General features: G+C 51.2%; 14 protein-coding genes. 8 read left to right on the top strand and 6 right to left on the bottom strand.

From position 1 onward, the window contains the following. Window positions 1–97: 97 nt before the first annotated feature. From guaD to xdhA, 4 genes are read right to left on the bottom strand one after another with little or no spacing between them, the layout of a single operon-like run. Complete coding sequence (gene guaD, locus CXF87_RS14130) at window positions 98–1,411, bottom strand: guanine deaminase (RefSeq protein WP_101147048.1); 1,314 nt, start codon at window positions 1,409–1,411, stop codon at window positions 98–100. A 1-nt stretch (window position 1,412) separates the two neighbouring features. Then, window positions 1,413–2,288 (bottom strand): xanthine dehydrogenase accessory protein XdhC, encoded by an 876-nt coding sequence (gene xdhC / locus CXF87_RS14125; protein ID WP_101147047.1) that lies wholly within the window; start codon window positions 2,286–2,288, stop codon window positions 1,413–1,415. After that, a complete protein-coding gene (gene xdhB / locus CXF87_RS14120; RefSeq protein ID WP_101147046.1) occupies window positions 2,285–4,708 on the bottom strand; it encodes a xanthine dehydrogenase molybdopterin binding subunit in 2,424 nt (807 codons plus the stop codon). The genes xdhC and xdhB overlap by 4 nt, the downstream gene beginning before the upstream one ends. Beyond that, window positions 4,692–6,149, bottom strand: a complete 1,458-nt coding sequence (gene xdhA, locus CXF87_RS14115) for a xanthine dehydrogenase small subunit (protein WP_101147045.1) — start codon at window positions 6,147–6,149, stop codon at window positions 4,692–4,694. Before xdhA ends, xdhB begins: the two co-directional genes overlap by 17 nt. Before the next feature lie 189 nt (window positions 6,150–6,338). Between xdhA and CXF87_RS14110 the strand changes: the two genes are divergently transcribed. Further along, on the top strand, window positions 6,339–7,001 hold the full coding sequence (locus tag CXF87_RS14110) for a TetR family transcriptional regulator C-terminal domain-containing protein (protein WP_101147044.1): 663 nt from the start codon (window positions 6,339–6,341) through the stop codon (window positions 6,999–7,001). Between the two features lie 7 nt (window positions 7,002–7,008). Beyond that, a complete protein-coding gene (hrpB, locus tag CXF87_RS14105) occupies window positions 7,009–9,453 on the top strand; it encodes an ATP-dependent helicase HrpB (protein WP_101147043.1) in 2,445 nt (814 codons plus the stop codon). 24 nt (window positions 9,454–9,477) lie between these two features. On the opposite strand, the gene CXF87_RS14100 is transcribed toward hrpB, so the two are convergent. Next, window positions 9,478–9,696, bottom strand: coding sequence for a hypothetical protein (locus CXF87_RS14100; RefSeq protein WP_008957484.1), 219 nt, complete (start codon window positions 9,694–9,696; stop codon window positions 9,478–9,480). Window positions 9,697–9,830: 134 nt separating this feature from the next. Here CXF87_RS14100 and CXF87_RS14095 point away from each other — a divergent pair, with 134 nt between their 5' ends. From CXF87_RS14095 to CXF87_RS14075, 5 genes are all read left to right on the top strand, one after another. Beyond that, a complete protein-coding gene (locus tag CXF87_RS14095; protein WP_332870658.1) occupies window positions 9,831–10,070 on the top strand; it encodes a DUF2970 domain-containing protein in 240 nt (79 codons plus the stop codon). A gap of 127 nt (window positions 10,071–10,197) precedes the next feature. Further along, complete coding sequence (coxB, locus tag CXF87_RS14090) at window positions 10,198–11,313, top strand: cytochrome c oxidase subunit II (protein ID WP_101147042.1); 1,116 nt, start codon at window positions 10,198–10,200, stop codon at window positions 11,311–11,313. Window positions 11,314–11,361: 48 nt separating this feature from the next. After that, entirely contained in the window at window positions 11,362–12,996 is a 1,635-nt protein-coding gene (ctaD, locus tag CXF87_RS14085; RefSeq protein WP_101147041.1) for a cytochrome c oxidase subunit I, read from the top strand. A 42-nt stretch (window positions 12,997–13,038) separates the two neighbouring features. Continuing rightward, a complete protein-coding gene (locus CXF87_RS14080) occupies window positions 13,039–13,674 on the top strand; it encodes a cytochrome c oxidase assembly protein (protein WP_101147040.1) in 636 nt (211 codons plus the stop codon). Then, on the top strand, window positions 13,671–14,531 hold the full coding sequence (locus CXF87_RS14075; RefSeq protein WP_101147039.1) for a cytochrome c oxidase subunit 3: 861 nt from the start codon (window positions 13,671–13,673) through the stop codon (window positions 14,529–14,531). The genes CXF87_RS14080 and CXF87_RS14075 overlap by 4 nt, the downstream gene beginning before the upstream one ends. Window positions 14,532–14,536: 5 nt before the next feature. Here the strand turns inward: CXF87_RS14075 and CXF87_RS14070 are convergent, their stop codons facing one another. Next, on the bottom strand, window positions 14,537–14,728 hold the full coding sequence (locus CXF87_RS14070) for a DUF2909 domain-containing protein (protein ID WP_008957478.1): 192 nt from the start codon (window positions 14,726–14,728) through the stop codon (window positions 14,537–14,539). On the opposite strand from CXF87_RS14070, the gene CXF87_RS14065 reads away from it, so the two are divergent. Further along, window positions 14,727–15,449, top strand: coding sequence for an SURF1 family protein (locus CXF87_RS14065; protein ID WP_101147038.1), 723 nt, complete (start codon window positions 14,727–14,729; stop codon window positions 15,447–15,449). The two genes, CXF87_RS14070 and CXF87_RS14065, sit on opposite strands and share 2 nt — an antisense overlap. The last annotated feature ends 1 nt before the right edge of the window (window position 15,450 follow it).

Below are 15,450 nucleotides of genomic sequence, written 5' to 3'. Positions count from 1 at the left end.
CACAAAAAACCCAGCCACCCGGCTGGGTTTTTTGTGTGCGTGAAAGAAAATAAGGCATATAAAATCCCAGCCAGTCTCGGCTGGGTTTATATGTGTTTTAATCTCGGCGGTGTTGGCAGATACCGCCTGCCCAGGTTTCATAAATGGCGCGGTCATCGGCCAGCATTATTAGTGCAAACAGTCGCTCGCCAAGGGTAGTACAGCGGCTGATGCGTCTTGCAAGCAGTGTTGTCGACTGAGGGTCGATCACGACAAAATCAGCCTCTAAAGAAGGAGCAAGCTGGCCAATATGGTCATCCAGAGATAGCGCCTTTGCATTACCCATGGTTAAACCATAGAAACCTTGCCATGCGGTAAGGGGTTGCCCTCCTAGCTGACCCACTTGATAAGCGGCTTTCAGCGTTCCAAACCCTGACAAATCGGTACCTGCGCCGATATCACTGGCAAAAGTAAATGCCATACCCGTCTGTTTAGCAGCTTCACGGTCAAATAACCCACTGCCTAGGAAGAGATTGGAGCTGGGACAAAAGGCAATGTTGGCACCTCTATCTGCCAAGCGCTTACGCATACCGTTATCAAGATGGATGCCATGCGCGAAGGTGCTGCGGGGGCCGACAAGGCCTGCTTCTTCGTAAACTGATAAATAGTCACGGCTACCGGGAAATAATTCGGCTACCCAATCCAGTTCACCGCTGTTTTCAGCCAAATGTGTCTGTAGCCAAAGGCTAGGATCATTGTGGAGAAGAGCGCCAGCGGCGTCCATTTGCGTTTTGGTCGATGTAGGCGCAAATCGAGGCGTTACGCTGTAACCTAGTCGGCTCTTGCCGTGCCAATCTTCAATAAGTCGTTCACTATCGGCAATGCCCGTCGCTCCATCCAGCAGCGCCTCTGGCGCGTTACGATCCATCAATACCTTGCCAGCCAACATACGCAAATGCCGTTTATGACAAGCAGAAAAGAAGGCATCCATGGAGCCAGGATGGCTAGAGCCAAACACTTGAGCGGTGGTGGTACCTGCTCGCAGCATTTCATCTAAAAATGCATTTGATAGCGCTTCTGCATGGGCATGATTGGCAAAACGGCACTCTTCAGGAAAGGTATAGTCGTTCAACCAATCAAGCAGTTGGCGGCCATAAGACGCCATGATATCCAGCTGGACATAGTGCACGTGGGTATCGATAAACCCCGGCATAATCAGTTTGTCGCGATAATCGAGAACATCAGCACCTTTGGGTAGTGAAGGTGCGAGTTCGGCGAAATGGCCGACGGCATGAATATGCTGGTCTTTCAACCAAAGCAATCCGTCGCCGTAATGCTCTAAACTGCCCGGTTCGGGCGTATCGCCATCGCCAGGGTTGCGGGCAAAACTAATCAATTCGGCACGAATAAACGTATTGGTAGAAGAATTCATATTAACTCGTGATTGTCGGGGAGTCGGTCATTAGCGTTCGCAATGCCTGGGAGCCCAGGCCACGGTTTTCTTGAGAAGAGGGCGTGTCGGTTAGCCAAAGCAGTTCAGTCACCACTGTTAGCGCAATTGCGTAAGGTGTTTTATTACTCAGCTTAGTGGCGTGAATGCGTCCGATAGGGCTTCGCACGCGCAAAATTTGTTCGGAAGAGTAACCATCACGCTTAAGGCGTCCTTTAAAGCTTGTCCATTTGCTGTCAGAGCCAATCAGTCCAATCGACGCTACGTCATCGCGCTCGATCAGCGCGGCGATTAGGGCATAGTCTTCGTCATGGTTATGCGTTAATACCAACGCATGGGTATCTGCAGGCAAGGCGGCGACACTTTGCTGTGCATCTTGAAGGGGGTAGCACCTCAGTCTCGGCTGTTGCTGATATTGTCCAGAAAACGCATCGCTGCGGCTGTCGTACCAATGCAACTGCCAAGGGAGCGGGGCACTTAGCTTTACAATTTCCTGGCCTACATGACCTGCACCAAATATTGCCAGGTGCGCTTCCGCGCCAGGGAAAGCTTCCAGCAATATATTCACAAAGCCGCCGCAGCACTGTCCGCTTCGGCCACCCAAAGAGAAAGCTTCTAAGCTGAGTCCATAGCGCTGTTCAACTAAGCGTGCTCGTGCTGCGGCAATGGTTTGCCACTCAAATGTACCGCCCCCCAGTGTATCGAAGATAGCGTCGGCGGTGATGACCATACGTGCGCCAGGCTCGCGGGGTGTTGAGCCTGCGCTGGTCACCTGGGTGGCTAATACATGAGGTATCCCATCGCGCTGCAAGCGGTGCAGCACCGCGTGCCAGGTTTCTGAGGTTTGAGTAGGACTCAAAGCGCTTTCTCCCTGATGGCGTTGGCCGCCAGCATGACCCGCTCAGGGGTAGCAGGCGTATCTAAGTGGGGGGAGACTGTATAGTTGGTTAGACTTGATAGAGCATCCCGTAGCGCCGACCACACGCTAATACCTAACATAAACGGAGGTTCGCCGACCGCTTTGGAGCGATAGAGGCTCGCCATGGAGTTGGGGTGACCCTCCAGTAGCGCTACGTTGAAAGTAGGTGGCAAATCACTATAGGTGGGTATTTTATAGGTCGCTGGACCATCACTGATCAGGGCGCCTTTATCGTTCCATTTAAGCTCTTCACTGGTTAACCAACCCATACCCTGAATGAAACCACCTTCTACTTGGCCAATATCAATGGCTGGATTTAGTGAGTCACCCACATCGTGCAAAATGTCGACGCGGTCTACTAAATACTCGCCGCTTAGGGTGTCCACGCTCACTTCAGCCACCGCTGCGCCAAAAGCGTAGTAATAAAAGGGGCGTCCTTGACCGATTGAGCGATCATAGTGAATGAGTGGTGTGGCGTAGAAGCCTTTTTCTGACAACGATATGCGATTGAGATAGGCCGTTTGCACCAACTCACCCCAAGGTATGCGCCGCTCGCTTTCGCCGAACCCTGCTACCAGAGTGCCATCTTCCAGGCGCATACCCTCGCGGTCCAACCCCTCTGCGAAATGCTCAGCAGCAAAGTCAAAGAGGCGCTCACGCAGCTTTCCCGCTGCATCCCGCGCCGCCATACCATTCAAGTCGGCACCGCTAGAAGCCGCGGTAGGTGAGGTATTGGGAACTTTATCGGTTCGCGTAGCGGTAATGCGTACTTTATCCAGATCCAGACCCAACTCGCGAGCCACGACCTGACAAATTTTAGTATGAAGCCCTTGGCCCATCTCGGTACCGCCGTGATTAATCATCACGCTGCCGTCGGTGTAAACATGCAGAAGGGCGCCCGCCTGATTAAGATGCTGGGCGGTAAACGAAATGCCAAATTTAACCGGAGTAAGTGCCAGCCCTTTCTTAATAACAGGGCTAGTGGCGTTGAAGTCGCTCACCGCTTTGCGGCGCGCCCAGTAATCGCTTTCGCTTTCAAGTGTTTCAACGAGTGTATGCAATAGTTGTCGCTGATCGACCTGCTGGCCATAGTGGGTAACCTCGCGACCATCGCGGTAGAAATTGCGCTTACGAATAGTCAGTGGGTCTTCACCAATCTTGCGGGCAATATCGTCCATAGCCGCTTCGATAATCATCATGCCCTGAGGGCCACCGAAGCCCCGAAAAGCTGTATTGGACGCGGTATGCGTTTTTGCACGATGACCCGTGACCTGCGCTTCGCCTAGCGAGTAGGCATTGTCGGCATGAAACATAGCGCGATCAACGATGGCATCGGAAAGGTCAGGCGAGTACCCACAATCACCGATCACGGTGATCTCGCCACCTTGAAGCACGCCCTGAGAGTCAATCGCTAACCGATAGCGGTTATGAAAAGGATGACGTTTGCCTGTTGCGCGCATATCTTCGCTGCGAGGCAAACGGAGTCGAACCGTTTTACCTGTGCGACGGGCAATAATAGCGGCGATGCATGCCCAGGGAGAAGCCTGCGTCTCTTTGCCTCCAAAACCACCGCCCATTCGACGTACCTCTACCGTCACCGCATGAAAGGGAATATCCAGCACCTCCGCCACTAGCTTCTGGGTTTCGCTTGGGTGTTGGTTGGAAGTGTGGACAATAACGCCTTCATCTTCGGTGGGATGAACCACGCACGCCTGGCCTTCCAAATAGAAGTGCTCTTGACCACCGACGAATAGCTCGCCCTCTATTAACTGTTCCGCTTGATCAAGCGCCTGTTGCCAATTACCACGTGTCTGTACATGTGTAGGGCGCACAAATTCTTCGCGCTCGGTCGCAGCCACCGGGTCTAAACTGGCGGGCTTCTCGTCAATACTGACAGCGGCCAACTTGACAGCGCGGCGTGCAGCTTGCAGTGAAATTGCTGCAACGGCGAAGAGGCATTGGCCTGCGTAGCTGATCTCTTGATCGACAAAAATGGGATCGCCCGGAAAGACAGGGCCGATATCGGTGTGCCCCGGTACCTCATGAAAAGTAATCACGTCGACCACGCCTGGCGCCTCTTTCACTCTGCTGAGATCAAGCTGCGTTAAGGTGCCGTGGGCAATGGGCGATAGGCCTAGCGCAACATGCAGAGCGTCGGCAGGCAGTACCAAATCATCAATATAAGCAGCTTTGCCGGTAACGTGTTTTTTGGCGCTCTCGTGAAAGCTGGAACTACCTGCTTGGCGCCGACCAGTGCTATCAACCGTATGGCGTGCCAAGGGGCCAGACCCCTGGATATGATCATGTAATTCACGGCGGGCATGGCTGCTGTCGCCGTCCAGTTTAGTGAGCGTACGCATGGAGCATCACCTCGCGGTCGGGCGCTGAAAGAGAAAGATAGAGGCGTTCAAACAGGTTTTTGGCGGCTTGTTGGCGATAATGTTGACTGCCACGCACATCACTCATGGGTTGAAAGTCTTCATCGAGTGCCTGCTGGGCGGCGCGAAAAGCGTCTGCAGTAATGGCGCTACCTTCCAGTGTCGCTTCCGCTGCTTGCGCGCGCTTGGGAATGGCCGCCATGCCGCCAAAAGCGATCCGTACATCATGCAAGACACCTTGCTCAATGCGGTAGCTAAAAGCGCCGAGCACTGCAGAAATATCGTCTTCCCGGCGCTTGGAAAGCTTCCAGACGCGCAGCTGGCTGCGTTCAATTGCTCGGGGAATAAAAATTCGTGAAACGACCTCATCAGCCGCCATAGCGGTCTGTTTATAATCCAAAAAGAAGTTTTCCAGCGCTAAGCAACGGCTACCTTTTACGCTGGCAAGTTCTACCTGGGCCCCTAAGGCAAGTAGCACGGGTGGCGTATCGCCAATAGGAGAAGCATTGGCAATATTGCCACCTAGCGTTCCCCGGTTACGGATCTGCTGAGAGCCTAATCGGTGCAGCAGATGAGCAAAGGCGGGGAAGTGCTCTTCAAACAGTGGTTCAAGCTGAGTATAGGTGACCCCGGCGCCAATCCACCAGCCAGGTTGTCCTTCAAACGTTGTCGCTTCTACTGTTAACAGCTCGGCAACGCGAGAAACATCAATCAACTGATCAAGCGAAGCCAAGCGCTGAGTGCTTTCCAACCAAAGGTCTGTGCCTCCTGCCACCAAGCGTGCTTGAGGGGCTTCTTGGCGCAGCCGTGTTAGGGCTGCCAAGGAGAGGGGCTGGGAAAAAAAAGGTGTTTTCGCTGTAGGGACTGTTATTTCAGCATCATTTTCTGACGTTGACAGCGCCGCGTCTTGCCATTGGGGGCGCTCATAGGGAATATCATTCATGCGCAGCGCAGCATCCCGGATAGGGCGATAGCCCGTGCAACGGCACAAGTTGCCACCCAGGGCTGCTTCAATGCGTTCTGAGGTTAGCGGAGCAGGCCGCTGGGTAAGGTCGTTATGCAGTGTGAAAAGTGACATGACAATACCCGGCGTGCAAAAACCACACTGGCTACCATGGCATTCGATCATCGCTTCTTGGGCTGGGTGCAGACGTCCCTCTTTAGCTAGCCCTTCAACGGTGACTAAATGCCTACCCTGAAGTTGATGGGCTGGTGTGATACAGGCGTTGGCACTGGTAAACGTGTGGGTGTCAGCGTTTGGCTCGCCAATTGCTACGGTACAAGCACCGCAGTCACCCGATGCGCAGCCCTCTTTGGTGCCTGTTAACGCCAAATGCTCGCGTAATAAGGTTAAAATGCTCGTGTTCGGTGAAACCTCACACTGGTGGGGGGCACCATTGAGCAGGAACGCAATCGTTGCCATGCCAAACTCCACTGTTGTTGTATAGACCGGGATTGTGCTGACCGATCGGTCAATATAAGTTGAGCTTGAGACAAAATGGTCAGCCTTGCAAGTATTTGATCGCTGCACGGGAGTGGGGCAAGCTTATGCGAAATGCCTCTATTTGGGGCAACAAGCCTACCCGCCGACGCTTATTAAGGGACATTGTAAATGACCGCTGTATCCGTCACTCATGAAAGCCCCAGCCGTGAAAAAGTTGAGACAAATATTCTGATGGCCGCTGAAGAAGTGTTTTCTCAGTACGGTTACCGTGGAGCGAGCTTGCAAGTGATCGCTGATCGGGCCGGTCTCCCTAAGGCTAATATTTTGTACTACATGGGAAGTAAGCAGGCGCTTTATGTGCGACTGCTTAACCGTATGATGCATCGCTGGAACAAGGTGCTTGAAGATATTACCCCGGAGAGTGATCCAGCAACTGTGCTGAGTGATTTTATCCGCGCCAAAATGGTGCTTGGTCAGCGCTACCCCGAAGGCTCAAAACTGTTTGCAGCGGAAATTTTAGCCGGCGCTCCCTTCTTGAGTGATTATCTGGCCGGTGAACTGCGTGAGTGGGTGGCTTCTCGTGCCGCGATCATTCGGCAGTGGTCTGCGCAAGGTAAAATGGACGCCGTCGACCCCAAGTGGCTAATCTTCTTAATTTGGTCTGCTACCCAGCACTACACTGAATATAGCGCTCAGGTAAGCGGTATTTTAGGCCGAGATGCATTAACTGAAGAGGATGTTGAATCAATTTCAGCCTTTCTTGAGCACGTTATCCTAAAAGGGTGCGGAATCACTCAGGCGAGTACCAACGCTCACTTGGTGGAAAAGTGAGTGCTAAATGAGCGATTTGCCGATTGATCAGCATCTTGATCACGTTAAAAACGTCCTGGTTACCAACAATCGTCTGATGCTGATTGCCCAGCCAGGCGCTGGCAAAACTACCCGTGTCCCGCTTGCTCTGCTTACGGCCGATTGGGTAGAAGGGCAGAAGCTGCTTTTGCTAGAGCCACGGCGAGTCGCCGCGCGATTGGCGGCTAACTATATGGCTCAGCAGTTAGGCGAAAAGGTCGGTCAGACAGTGGGCTATCGCATGCGCGGCGATAGCTGTGTTAGCGCGCAAACTCGCTTAGAGGTCGTTACTCAAGGGGTGCTTACTCGCATGCTGCAGGATGACCCGCTGCTGGAAGGCGTGGCCGGGATCATCTTTGATGAATTCCATGAGCGAAGTTTAGACGCCGATGTAGGGTTGGCGCTTACGCTGGATGTGCAAAGCAGTATTCGTGACGATTTACGCCTGCTGGTAATGTCGGCAACGCTGGATATCAAGGCGCTCAGGCGAGTGTTAGGGGAGCAGGTGCCCACCATTGAGTGTCATGGTCGTCAGTATCCGGTGACAACGCTTTATCGTCCTTCTTTAAATAGCGAAGAGAGTGTTAGCCATGCTCTGCGCGTAGTCAATGAAGCGCTTTTAATGCCTGATACGCAGGATGTCTTAGTGATCTTGCCGGGCGTGGCCGAGATAAATCGGCTAGTACAAGCGTTGGAAAGGGCGCTACCAGACCTCGCGATACGACCGCTGCACGGTAGGATGAGTATCGCGCAGCAACAAGCGGCATTAGCAGTAAACACATCACAACAGCGTATTATTGTCTCCACTGCGATTACCGAATCTAGCATTACGGTGGATGGCGTCAATGTAGTGATTGACGGTGGCTTAGAGCGAGTGCCGCTTTTTCAGCCGCGCACGGGCCTAACGTGGTTAACCACACGACGAATCAACCGTGCTAGCGCCGACCAGCGGCGGGGTCGCGCAGGTCGGCAAAGGGAGGGCGTCTGTTTTCGGCTCTGGGCTCAAGAGCAGCTGTTAACCGCTTACGGTGAGCCAGAAATTCAGCAAGCGGAACTCTCATCGCTGGTGCTTGAACTGGCGTGTTGGGGGGTTGCGTCGCCCCATGAGCTGAGTTGGGTGACGCCGCCGCCAGAAAGTGCTTGGCGCAGTGGTCAAGCGCTTTTAGTGCAGCTTGGTATATTAGACGAGCAACACAGGCTAACCCCCTTGGGCAGTCGCTGTGCCCAATGGCCAGTCGAACCGCGAATAGCCGTGATGCTGGAGCGTGCTGCAGAATTCAATGCTGTTTCCCTGGCCTGTGGGCTAGCAGCTCTACTGGAGGAGCGGGACAGCTCAGAGCGCTCGCTGCATGATGCGTTAGCACTCCGGCTCAGTCAGCCTAAACGTTTTCCTCAATGGCAGCGCGAAGCCCTTAGGCTTGCTAGGAAAGCAGGGGCCGTGCTTGATGAAGCTATGATGCAACCGCTTGGGCCGCTCTTGGCACTGGCATACCCAGAGCGCATCGGCCAGTTAATAGAGCCAGGTAAGTTTCGACTAGCAAATGGCAAAACCGCTATGCTGCCGTTAAATGAGCCATTGGCACATCAATCTTTTTTAGTGGCCGCCGTGTTAAACAGCGCAGCAGGGGACCAAGTGCGCATTATTGCTGGCGAGCAACTACCCCTTGCCTCACTGCTTTCTCTATATCCTGGGATTAGCCTCTGGCAGCCACGCGTAACATGGTCGCAAGAGCAGGGCCGTTTAATCGGTGAAGAGGTGCAGGCGCACGCTAGCCTTATTATTGCCAAACGGGCATTGGCGCATTTGCCGGGAGAAACCGTAAAAGAGGCGCTATTGGATGCTTTACGTCAGCAGCCCAGGCGGTTGTTCGGCAAGAAGCATCAACAGTTGCTCGGGCGCATGACGCTGTTACGCGCCAACCTGGGGGAGCAATGGCCCGATTGGTCGGAGCAGGTACTGTTAGCCACATTAGAGAGCTGGTTAGCTCCCTACTTGATCGGTATAAATCGACTGAGCGAAATTGAAGCATTGCCCGTAGAGTGTTACTTGCTTGATTCACTCTCCTGGGAACAGAAAAGCCAGTTTGATCAATTGGCACCTCAAGCGCTTAAAGTACCCAGTGGAAAAGTGATTATGTTGGATTATGTGCCTTGCCTTTCCCAATGCCCACCCGTTTTAGCTATGAAGCTGCAAGAGGCCTTTGGTTGGCAGGTAACCCCTACCGTCGTTAATGGCGGCGTTGCCGTAATGATTCATCTGCTTTCACCCGCGCGTAGGCCGCTACAAGTCACCCAAGATTTAATGAGTTTCTGGCAAAATGGCTACCCAGAGGTACGTAAAGAAATGCGCGGTCGCTACCCTCGGCATCCTTGGCCAGAAGACCCTTTGACCGCAACGGCGACTGCGCATACCAAACGGAAGATGGATAAATAGTCTGACCGTCTTTTGCCGTCATGCTTATTCGCTGCGCTTTTCTGGGATCTCGTTCGGAATACGATAGCGTACCCCTTCTACCTGTTCTTCTTCGTAGCGTTTATTTTCTTCTTCTGGCACCACACCGATTACGGTTTCCTGTGAGCCGTCGGGCCAGGTATACGTCGTACAACCTGTTAGCAGCAGTAATGGGAAAATAGCCAATAGGCTTTTAGCTGGTAGGCTTGGAAGGTGCTTGAACATTAGTCACTCCATTGGGTGGCGCTTGATCCTGGGGGAAATTAGTATCGCATAATCGGAACTATAGATTGCCATTTACCTGCCTGTAAATGCTTAGATTTTTTCCGTTTATCCAAACGTAATACCTTTGTCTGTCTATGATAATGAATGTTAACCATGAATCCTCAATGTGCGTTGTCACACCAGCCCTAATCGGAGGTTTTATGTGGTCAGTGGTGAAGTCAGTATTAGCGGCCTTACTTGGGGTCCAGAGTAACCAAAAGCGACAGGAAGACTTTAGTAGTGGCAAGCCTGCAGCGTACATTGTTACTGGGATAGTCATTACATTGCTGTTCGTTTTGGTGCTTATCGTTTTGGCAACGTTTGCTGCCCGCTGAAAAGCGTTGATAGCGTTAAGTAAGCAAAGCGTGACGAATGGCACATATTTTCTATACTGCTAATATCTCATTTAGTTCTGCCCTCATCTAAAGGCAGGAGATAACAACAATAAGTCTGGAGGTTTCTATGCGATCAGCGTGGCGGTGGCTGTTAGTCATTACCCTTTCTGCGAGCGGGTCGCAGGCTAATGCCAATGATTGGAATATGCCTGTTGGTGTAACCGATGTTAGCGCCGATATCTTTGGCCTTCACATGACGATTTTTTGGATATGTGTCGTCATCGGCCTCGTGGTGTTTGGTGCTATGTTTTACTCCCTGTTTCGCTACCGCCACTCCAAAGGCGCCAAAGCCGCCAACTTTCATGAGCACACCAGTGTAGAAGTGCTTTGGACGGCTATCCCTGTCTTGATTCTGGTTGGCATGGCTGTCCCTGCTACCGCAACGCTAAAAAATATGTACGACTCTTCAGATGCAGAGTTAGACGTTATGATTACAGGACAGCAGTGGCGCTGGCGCTATGAGTATCTAGGCGAGGACGTCGCGTTTACTTCTAATATGAGCACTCCACGGACACAGATCAGCGGGGCTGAAACGCGGGGAGAGCATTACTTATTAGAAGTGGATGAGCCGCTTGTTTTACCCATCAATCGCAAAGTGCGCTTTTTGATGACCTCTGATGATGTTATTCACTCATGGTGGGTGCCCGACTTAGCAGTCAAACAAGACACGATTCCCGGCTTTATCAATGAAAATTGGGTAACGATCAATGAGCCAGGTATCTACCGTGGGCAGTGCACTGAGCTATGTGGTGTCAATCACGGGTTTATGCCCGTCGTGGTTCATGCGATGGAAGAAGATGAGTTTGATAGTTGGCTCGCCGAGCGTAAAGAAGCGGCTGCCGAAGAGGCCATGGGCGTTGATCGTGAATGGGCTATGGAGGAGCTAGTAGCACGCGGCCAGGAAATTTATCAATCGATCTGCTCTTCTTGCCATCAAGCCGAAGGCCAGGGCTCGCCGCCTGCTTTTCCTGCACTGGCAAATAACGAACAGCTTATTAGTGATGTGGATTGGCATCTCAATAAAGTAATCAACGGTGTTTCGGGTGCTGCAATGCCAGCTTTTCGTAGCACCTTAAATCCAGTAGAAATTGCCGCTGTAGTAACTTATACGCGAAATGCTTGGGGTAACGATACGGGAGAGGTGGTGCAGCCTTCAGAAGTAGCTGAGTTAATTGCCCAATAATGCTGATGCGCCACTTATTTAGACAACTACAATATTTCGGAGAGTATCATGTCGCCCAAACTACCCCCTCAGCCTCATTTGCAGCATAGCAGTACGGCCGTCGCCGATGGGCAAAGCCAAAGTCATGATGCGCCGCCGAAAGGTATTTTGCGCTGGTTATTGACCACAAATCATAAAGAGATAGGTTCTCTTTATCTGATTTTTTCGCTGACTATGTTTTTCGTTGGCGGCATATTTGCTTTAGTAGTGAGGGCCGAACTTTTCCAGCCTGGACTCCAGTTGGTCGAACCTGAGTTTTTCAACCAGATGACCACTATGCATGGGTTGATTATGGTGTTTGCCGCCGTAATGCCAGCCTTCACAGGGTTAGCTAACTGGATGATACCGTTGCAAATTGGAGCGCCAGATATGGCGTTACCACGATTGAATAACTTCAGCTTTTGGCTGCTTCCTGTTGCTTTTACATTATTGCTTTCAACCCTTCTTATGCCTGGTGGCGGACCAAATTTTGGTTGGACTTTTTATGCGCCGCTATCGACCAACTATGCGCCTCCCTCTACGACCTTTTTTATACTTTCATTACACCTTGCGGGTATCAGTTCGATATTAGGGGCAATTAATATCATCGCAACTATTTTAAATATGCGTGCACCGGGCATGCGTTTAATGGATATGCCACTCTTTGTCTGGACCTGGTTAATTACGGCCTTTCTGCTGATCGCGGTAATGCCGGTTTTAGCGGCAGTTATCACCATGATGCTTATGGATATTAACTTTGGCACAAGTTTCTTTAACGCGGCGGGTGGGGGCGACCCGGTTCTGTTTCAGCATCTTTTCTGGACGTTTGGTCATCCTGAAGTGTACATCATGATTTTGCCCGCCTTTGGTATTGTCTCCGCGATCATACCTACGTTTGCAAGAAAACCGCTGTTTGGTTATGCATCGATGGTTTATGCCACTGCGGCGATTGCGTTTCTATCGTTTTTGGTCTGGGCTCATCATATGTTTGTGGTAGGGATGCCTTTAGTAGCAGAGTTGTTTTTTATGTATACAACGATGCTGATCGCCGTGCCTACTGGGGTGAAGGTATTTAACTGGGTCACTACGCTGTTTCGTGGCTCAATCAGTTTTGAATCGCCGATGCTGTTTGCCCTTGCCTTTGTCGTGCTGTTCACTATTGGTGGTTTTTCAGGGCTAATGTTGGCGATCGCCCCTGCGGATTTTCAATATCATGATACTTACTTCGTCGTTGCCCACTTTCACTATGTGTTAGTCCCTGGGGCGATCTTTGCCATCATGGCAGGGGTTTATTATTGGTTGCCGAAATGGACGGGGCATTACCCTAATGAACGGCTTGCCCAGTGGCATTTCTGGTTTTCGATTATCGGTGTCAACCTAACCTTCTTCCCCATGCATTTCGCTGGGTTAGCCGGTATGCCGCGCCGTATTCCCGATTATGCTCTTCAGTTTGCCGACTTTAACTTACTTTCAAGTATTGGTGCTTTCTTCTTTGGCGCCTCACAGTTGCTATTTGTTTTAGGCATCATCCTGTGCGTTCGCGGAGGTAAAAAAGCGCCAGCAAAAGCTTGGGAGGGCGCGGAAGATTTAGAGTGGACAGTTCCCTGTCCTGCACCCTTGCACACCTTTGAAACGCCGCCGGTTTTTCATCGTACTTCCCATTAAAAATGGCATAAACCACACAGGCCAGTAGGCCCAAGAGGTGTTATGGACAGTCGAGAGCAAAACCAGGCAGGCGTGCGTCAAACGGTTATTAGAACAATGGCTGTGCTAGTGGGTATGTTCGCCTTTGCTTTTGCGTTGGTGCCGTTGTATGACGTGTTTTGTCAAATTACCGGCATCAATGGCAAGGTTGATGCTACGGCACAAAGTATCGTGCACGAAGAGGTAGATGAGTCCCGTTACATTAATGTGCAATTTATAACGCGGGGCAGCCCAGGATTACCGTGGCAGATGAGCGTTGAAATGCATCAAATGAGCGTGCATCCGGGGCAAACGGCAGAAGTCGACTTTACGTTTACTAATAATAGTCAAAACGAAAGCTGGGGGCAGGCAGTACCTAGCGTTTCCCCTTCAAATGCAACGCGCCATTTACGCAAAGTAAGCTGTTTCTGTTTTGAAGAGCAACAGTTGCAGGGTAATGAGCGCTTGACGATCCCGTTAGTGTTTCAGTTGGCGCGAGATCTTCCAGCAGATATTAATACCATCACGCTGGTGTATACCCTGTATCCCATTGAACGTGCGATACAGACCGCCTCACTGAATACCATGATTAATCACGACGTTAAGAACGATCCCAAAAACGAAGCTAAGAACAATAACGCGGCGGGAGAAACGATATGAGCAGTGGTAGCTATTACGTTCCAGCGAGTAGTCGGTGGCCTGTTCTCGGTTCGGTGGCACTCGGTGCAATGATGGTTGGAATCGGCATTAAGCTCGTTTACGACACTGGGCTGCCGCTGGTTTTAATAGGCGTGGTGGGCATAGTGTCTGTGATGGGGCTATGGTTTCGGGATGTGATCAGTGAGTCTCGTGGTGGGCTGTATGATGCTCAAATGGATCGTTCGTTTCGCTGGGGCATGGGCTGGTTTATTTTTTCAGAAGTCATGTTTTTTGCCGCTTTTTTTGGGGCGTTGTTTTACGTAAGGATGTTCACCCTTCCTTGGCTGGGTGGTGAGGGCGCTAAAGGGGTTTCAGCGTTACTGTGGCCAGATTTTGTTGCTACATGGCCCCTATTGAACCCACCCGATGCTTCCATTTCTGGCCCTCAACAAGTTTTTAGCCCTTGGCAACTTCCTCTCGTTAATACGCTAATTTTGATCACCTCAAGTATCACGCTAACAGTTTCCCATGAGGCTTTAAAAGTCGGTTACCGGCGGACATGTCGTAACTGGCTAACCGGTACCGTGCTATTAGGATGCTGCTTTATAATGATTCAAGGCATTGAATATTATGAGGCTTATGCGCATTACGGTATTACATTGGAAGCCGGTATTTTTGGCGCAACGTTCTTTATCTTGACCGGCTTTCATGGGTTGCACGTGATTATCGGCACGATCATTCTTGCCACCATGTTAGTACGAATAGTGAAAGGCCATTTTGCCGATGAAAATCATTTTGGTTTTGAAGCCTCATGTTGGTATTGGCATTTCGTTGATGTGGTATGGGTTGGTCTCTTTATTTTCGTTTACGTTTTATAAATTGCTTAGCCTAGCTGGCCGGACCAAAAGCCAAATATGATGAGAATCATTAATAAACAAGCTAGTCCGATACGCCATTTAAGAGACACAAGCAAGCGGCGAGACGAGGAGTCATCACGCAGCAAAAAGCCAGCTCCCATGGCTAGGCTGATAACCATCGCAACGAATACAGCGGCAATGAGTAGTTGTAACCACATGATGAAAACCTCTCGACAATGGCGTTTTTACAGCTGGTGTTTTTTCTGGAGTTTGGTGGTGGCCTTAGGCGCCTACTTAGGACTATGGCAGTGGGAGCGGGCAAATGACAAGCGATTAGCATTGGCCGTTCGCGAAACGGCAACTGCATTGGTGCAGCCTACCGTGCAGCCAGCCCAAGGAGCAGAGGTAACCCTACAGGGTGAGTATTTGGCAGAGCATACCCTCTATTTAGATAATCGGATTGTAGAGGGAAAGTTAGGGGTAGCAGTACTAACGCCTCTGCGTGATAGCTTCGGTCAGCTTTGGTTAGTGCAGCGAGGCTTTTTAGCAACGGGACCTCATCGTGAGCCGCCCCAAGCCACTACTCCAAGTGGCAGTGTTGAGTTGACCGGCGAGTGGCAGGAAGTACAAGCGGGCGGGCCACTATATGGAGAAAATAGAGAAGGTGTCAGGTTGCAGCAGTTAAGTCTTGAACCTTGGCGAGCTTCACTAGGTTCGTTTAGCTATGCGGGCTGGTTGCATGCTAGTGAGGGTGATGGTGTTCTGATTCCTTGGTGGGAGGCCAGTGTTATGCCCCCCAGCCGACATATAGGGTATGCGTTTCAGTGGTGGGGGCTGGCCCTGGCGGCCCTGGTGGTAATGTTTTTTGGGGGGCGAAAATTGCGTTTTGATGCAACTCAAGAAGAGTCGTTACTGAATAAAAATAAGCAGGGTGAATAAT

The organism is Halomonas sp. MES3-P3E, assembly GCF_002836035.1.
GTDB classification, from domain to species: domain Bacteria; phylum Pseudomonadota; class Gammaproteobacteria; order Pseudomonadales; family Halomonadaceae; genus Vreelandella; species Vreelandella arctica.
The sequence above is the reverse complement of the archived record's forward strand: the minus strand, read 5'-3'. Positions and strand labels throughout refer to the sequence as shown.